Raw genomic sequence first — 6,228 nt, forward strand, 5'->3', positions numbered from 1 at the left:
GCGTTGAAATCGGCATAACCGTTGTTGATCACCAGCCGGGTGATCGCCCGATGCGGCACCAGCACGCCTTTCGGGGTACCGGTAGAGCCCGAGGTGTACATGATGTAGGCGATCGATTCACTGGACTGCGCCAATGCCGGGTTGTGCAGCAGCCCTTGGTCGTCCAGCGTGTCCAGGTCGATGCGCCGCGCGCCTTCAGGAACCACCTCGGTACTGAACGTCAGCAGGCACTTGGCCTGGCAGTCGCCAAGCATGAACCCTTGGCGCTCCAGCGAGGCGTTGCGATCCAGCGGCACGTAGGCTGCCGCGCACTTGAGAATCGCCAACTGGCTGGCCAGCAGCTCGATGGAGCGTGGCAGCAGGATCGCCACGCAGTCATCCGGCTGCACGCCGAGGCCGATCAAGTGATGGGCCAGGCGATTGGCCTGCTCGTTCAGCTCCGCGTAAGTCACTTGCCGCTGTCCGTGCACCACCGCAATTGCCTGCGGCAGGTGCGCGGCCTGGGCCTCGAACAGCGCCAGGACGGTCTGCTCGTGGGGATAGGCGCGTTTGGTGGCGTTGAAATCCTCCAGCAACTGGTTACGTTCGCTTTCCGGCAGGATCTCCAGGCGGTTGAGTGGTGTCTGGGGCGCATGCTCGAGGGCCTGTACCAGATTTTCCAGGGCCGTGTGCATGTAGGCGCAGATACGCGCCGCGCCAATCCCTTGCGCCACCAGGGCGCTCAGCATGAAGCCGTCGCCCAGGTCATCCACCGATAGGGTCAGCGGGTAGTTGGTCCGTTCTTCGTTGCCCAGGACTTCCATACCCTGCCAGGCGCTCATGGCCTCGGCTGAAGCGGAGCCGGTCGCGCTGTGCCGGTAGTTCAGCAGCGCACTGAACAACGGGGCCGGTGCGGCCACGCGGCTGCAACGTTGCGCCAGGGCCAGCGAAGCATGTTCGTGACCGAGCAATGCGGTCAGCCGCCCATGGGTGGTCTTGACCCCGGCGCGCGCGCCCTGCTCATCCAGCTTGACTCGCAGCGGCAAGGTATTGATGAACATGCCAAGGACCCGGTCGGCGCCCTCGCCGGCCTGCATCCGCCCCATCAGGACCGTGCCGAACACCACGTCCTCTCGCGCGGACAAACGTCCCAGTACCTGTGCCCACGCCAAATGGTGCAGGCTGGCCGCACTCACGCCGAGCCGCCGCGCCTGCGCCCGCAAGCGGCGGTTTAAACCGGCGTTCAATGCCAGCTTGGCCTCCTCGATGCCACAACCGTCACCCTGCACCTGTTGCAACCCCAACGGCAGGGTCGGCTCGTCGACATCACCGAGCATCTCGCGGAAGAACTCTTCGTGTTCTTGCTCACTGACACCCAGGCGCGCCTGGGCCACATAGTTGCGGTACGGCAGCGCGGCGGCCAATTGGCCGGCCTGGCCCAGCAGGTGCGCCTGCATCTCTTGCTGCACGACTTCCAGCGCCGTGTGGTCCAGGGCAATGTGGTGGAACAGCAGCATCGCCACCCAGCGCTGGTTGGCCGTGTCATGGGCATAACGCAAGCACATCAGCGGGGCCTGGCGAATGTCCAGGCGATGATGACGAGAGTCGTAACGTGCATGCAGTTGGGTCACGGCATCGACGTCCGACGCGTCCAGCCGCAGTTGCTCGACACTCAACAGCGCCTTGCGCCAGACCACCTGTATCGGCTGCTCCAGCCCCTCCCACATGATCGAGGTGCGCAGGATGTCGTGCCGGTCGATGACGCCTTGCAATGCCTGGGCGAAGGCCTCGAGGCGCGCCTCGTCCTGGAAAGCGAACAGCGCCTGCAACACGTAGGGATCGCCCTGCTGCGCCGAGACATGGTGATAGAGAATACCTTCCTGCAACGGCGCCAGCGGGTAGATGTCCTGGACGTTGTGCACACCACCCGGCACCGTGGCGACGATTCGGTCGATCGCCGCCTGGGTCAATGTCGCCAGCGGCAGCATGGCCGGGGTGATCCGCTCACAATCGGGGGTGATGCCATTGGCCGGGACCGCAACTTCATTGCCGCCGCCCACCGCTGCGGCCAGCGCCGCGAGGGTCGGCTGACCGAACAGCACGCGAACGTCTGCGCTCAAACCCACCTGGCGCATCTGCTCGATCAGGTTGACGGCCAGCAGGGAATGGCCGCCCAGCTCGAAGAAATGATCGTGGCGTCCCACCTGCTCGACGTTGAGAACTTGCTGCCACAGTCGGGCCAGGGTCATTTCGGTTTCGCCCACCGGAGCTTCGTAGCCTCGGCTGATGATCGAAGCCTGGTCGGGAGCCGGCAAGGCCTTGCGGTCGAGCTTGCCGTTGGGGGTCAGCGGCAAGGCATCGAGCCGCACGTAGGCAGCCGGGACCATATAGTCCGGCAAGCGGCTTTGCAGATGCGCACGCAGGGCTTCGATGTCCGCGCTGTCATCCGTTGAATGCAAGGTGAAATAAGCCACCAGGCGTTTTTCGCCGGGAACGTCTTCACGCACCAGCACCGTCGCCTCTTTCACCGCAGCGTGTTGCGCCAGGCGGGCTTCGATCTCCCCCGGTTCGATGCGAAAGCCACGGATCTTCACCTGGCCGTCGTTGCGGCCCAGGTACTCGATATTGCCGTCCTCCCGGAAGCGCCCGAGGTCGCCGGTGCGGTACATCAAGGCCTGGGGGTTATGACTGAACGGGTCGAGGAGGAATTTTTCGGCGCTCAGGTCCGGGCGGTTCAGGTAGCCGTTGGCGACCCCCAGGCCGCCGATGTACAGCTCGCCGGCCACGCCCTGGGGCACGGGTCGCTGCTGCGCATCGAGGATGTAGACCCGGGTGTTGCTCAAAGGACGGCCAATCGGGACGCTGCCCTCGCCACCGGCCTTGATTTCGTAGGTGGTCGAGAACGTCGTCGCTTCCGTCGGGCCGTAGCCGTTGAGCAGATGGGCCGGCGCGCCGTCCTTGAGGACGCGGGCGATTACCGCCGGATCCAGCACGTCGCCGCCGACAATCAAGTAGCGCAACTGGGCGAACACGTCCATCAGGTGGTCGGCGTATTGGTGAAACAGCCCCGCCGTCATCCACAACACAGTCACCGCCTGCTCGAGCAACAGCCCGTGCAAGCGCTCCTGGGACAACAGCACGTCCTGATCGACCACCACCACGCAACCGCCATTGAGCAACGGTGCCCAGACTTCCAGGGTGCTGGCGTCGAAAGCGGGATTGGAGGCGAAGGCCACCCGGTCCTGTTCGTTGAAGTCGGCAAAACCGTTATTGATTACCAGCCGACTGATTGCCCGATGCGGCACCAGCACGCCCTTGGGTGTCCCCGTGGAACCTGAGGTGTACATGATGTACGCCGGCGCTTCGCTCGATGCGGGTTGCTGGCCACAACGGGCCGCCGGCTCGGGAAGGTCGACACGGTCCAGGTCCACCCGACGCACGTGCGACGCCAAGGCTTCTCGGCTGTGGGTCAAGGCCAGCACGGCGTGGCTGTCCTCGATCATGAACTGCTGGCGCTCGGCAGGGGCATTGATGTCCAGCGGCAGGTACACCGCCGCACACTTGAGCACGGCCAGTTGGCTGACCAGTAGATCGAGCGAGCGCGGCAGCAGGATCGCCACGGTCTGACCCGCTTGCAGCCCAAGGTCGAGCAGATGCCTGGCCAGACGCCCGGCGTTGCGGTCCAGTTCGCGGTAAGTCAGGACTTGCCCATCCTGCACCGCTGCCGGCGCGTCCGGACGTGCCTGGGCCTGGACCTCGAACAAGGCATGAATCGGTTGTTCGCGCGGATAATCACGGTCGGTGTCGTTGAACGAAAACAGCACCCGTTCACGCTCCGATTCTGGCAGTAACGACAGGCTGTTGAGCATCGCTCCGGGCGCAGACTCCAGGGCGGTGACTAGGCTTTCAACGGCGGCCTGCATGTAATCGCCGATGCGTTGCGCGCCAATCAGCGCAGTGGCTTGCGCCGACAAGGCGAAGTCGTCGGAAAAGTCGTCCACCGAGAGGATCAGCGGGTAGTTGGTGCGTTCTTCCGCCCCCAGGGCTTCCATCCCATCCCAGGCCAGGCTGACGTCAGCCGCGGGGACATGCGCCGCGCTGGCGCTGTGACGGTAGTTCAGCAGCGCGCTGAATAGCGGCGCCGGCGCCGCCACGCCGCTGCAACGTTGCGCCAGGGCCAGGGAGGCGTATTCGTGACTGAGCAGGCTGCTCAACCGCGCGTGGGTGCTTTTCACCCCATCGCGCACGCTCTGTGCACCGACACCCACACGCAATGGCAAGGTATTGATGAACATGCCCAGGGCCCGGGTCGTGCTTTCGCCGGCCTGCATGCGACCGAGCATCACCGTGCCGAACACCACGTCCTCGCGGCCCGATACACTGCAGAGTACCTGCGCCCAGGCCAGGTGAAAAATGCTCGCCGCGCTCACGCCGAGCTGACGGGCCTGCGCGCGCAGACGGCGACTGAGGTCCGGGGCCAGTGTCAGATGGCTTTCTTCGATGGCACTGCCATCGCCCAGCACATCCTGCTGGCCAAAGGGTAAGGTCGGTTCCTCGACGTTGCCCAGCATCTCGCGGAAGAACGTCTCGTCAGCCTGGCGCTGGCCGACCTGTCGGGTCCGAACGACATAGTCGCGGTAAGGCGCGGCAGGCTGCAATTGCCCGGCCTGCCCCATCAAGTAGGCTTGCATCTCACTCTGCACAACCGCCAGGGCTGCGTGGTCGAGGGCCATGTGATGGAACAGCAGCATGGCGACCCAGCGCTGGTTGGCTGCGTCCTCGGCAACCACCAGCAGCAACAGCGGCGCCTGGCTGACGTCCAGGCGATAGTGCCGAGGATCGAAGCGCGCCTGCAGTTGCGCCATGACGTCACCCTCGGCGAGGTCGGCACTACTGATGTCCTTGACCCCCAGTCGGGCCTCGCGCCAGACCACCTGCACCGCCTCCTGCAACCCTTCGCGGACGATGGCGGTGCGCAGGATGTCGTGGCGGTCGATCACGCTTTGCAAGGCGTCGACAAAATCCGTCAGGCGCTCCTGCCGACTGATGCTGAAGTGCGCCTGCAACAGGTAGGGATCGCCCTGGGTGGCGGTCAGGTGGTGATAAAGAATCCCCTCCTGCAACGGCGCCAGCGGGTAGATGTCCTGCACGTTGGCCGCGCCGCCCGGCACGGTGGCCACGATGCGGTCGATGGCCGGCTGGTCGAGGGCCACCAGTGGCAGCATGTCCGGCGTGATCTGCACGCAACCGACGGGAATGGCATTGGCTGGGATGTCGATTTCGCCAGCCTTGCGGTCATCGTATTGCCCGGCCTGGATCAACGCGATCAGCGCGGCTTTGTGCTCGCGCAACATGGCCAGCACCGCCGGCTCGCTCAGGGACTGTTTGCGGCCCCGTACCACAAGCTGATCGCCCTTGACTGAAAGCTGTACGTCTTTTTCTTTTAGTGTCGCCAACAGTTCGATCACACTCACAGGACAATCTCCATTTTTTCTGTCGTTGCCGCGTATTCCGAGAGCGTGGGCTGCTCGAACAACGCCCGCACATCCGCTTCCATACCCTCTTGGCGCATCCGCTCCATCAGGCTGACGGCAAGCAAGGAATGCCCGCCCAGTTCGAAGAAGTGATCGTGACGGCCAACGCGCTCTACGTTGAGCACTTCAGCCCACAGCTGGGCCAGGGTGATTTCGGTTTCGCCAATAGGGGCTTCGTAGCCCCGGGTGATGAAAGCCTCCAGGTCCGGGGCCGGCAGCACCTTGCGGTTGAGCTTGCCGTTGGGTGTCAGCGGCATCGCATCGAGGCGTACATAAGCCACCGGCACCATGAAGGCCGGCAGTTGCGCCAGCAGCGACGTACGTAGCGCATCGAGTTCCACCGCTTCGTCCGGCGCGTACTGGGTGAAATAGGCCACCAGGCGTTTTTCCCTCGGTACGTCTTCACGGACCAGCACCGCAGCCTCCTTCACCGCGCCGTGCTGGGCGAGCTTGGCTTCGATTTCGCCCAGTTCGATACGGAACCCGCGGATCTTCACCTGATCGTCATTGCGCCCCAGGTACTGCAGCGTGCCGTCCGGCAGCCAGCGACCGATGTCACCGGTTTTGTACAAACGGGCGTCGGCCTTCCCGTAGAACGGGTCGGCGATGAAGCGCTCGTTGCTGAGTTGCGGCAGGTTGAGGTAACCGCGGGCCACACCGACACCGCCGATGTGGATCTCCCCGGGCACGCCCACTGGCAGCAATTGCCCGTGAG

Annotated in this window: 2 protein-coding genes; both read right to left on the reverse strand. The window is 64.5% G+C overall.

All coding sequences use genetic code 11. The annotated features are described in order from the left end of the window. Positions 1-5,453 (reverse strand): amino acid adenylation domain-containing protein (locus AACY42_RS27800; RefSeq protein WP_445261765.1); only part of this gene is annotated, 5,453 nt, incomplete at its 3' end. After that, positions 5,450-6,228, reverse strand: a 779-nt coding sequence (locus tag AACY42_RS28885; RefSeq protein ID WP_445261766.1) for a phosphopantetheine-binding protein, incomplete at its 5' end; no start/stop codon positions are given. The genes AACY42_RS28885 and AACY42_RS27800, both read right to left, overlap by 4 nt.

This window comes from Pseudomonas sp. RL_5y_Pfl2_73 (genome assembly GCF_963970515.1).
In the GTDB taxonomy this organism is placed as follows: Bacteria; Pseudomonadota; Gammaproteobacteria; order Pseudomonadales; family Pseudomonadaceae; genus Aquipseudomonas.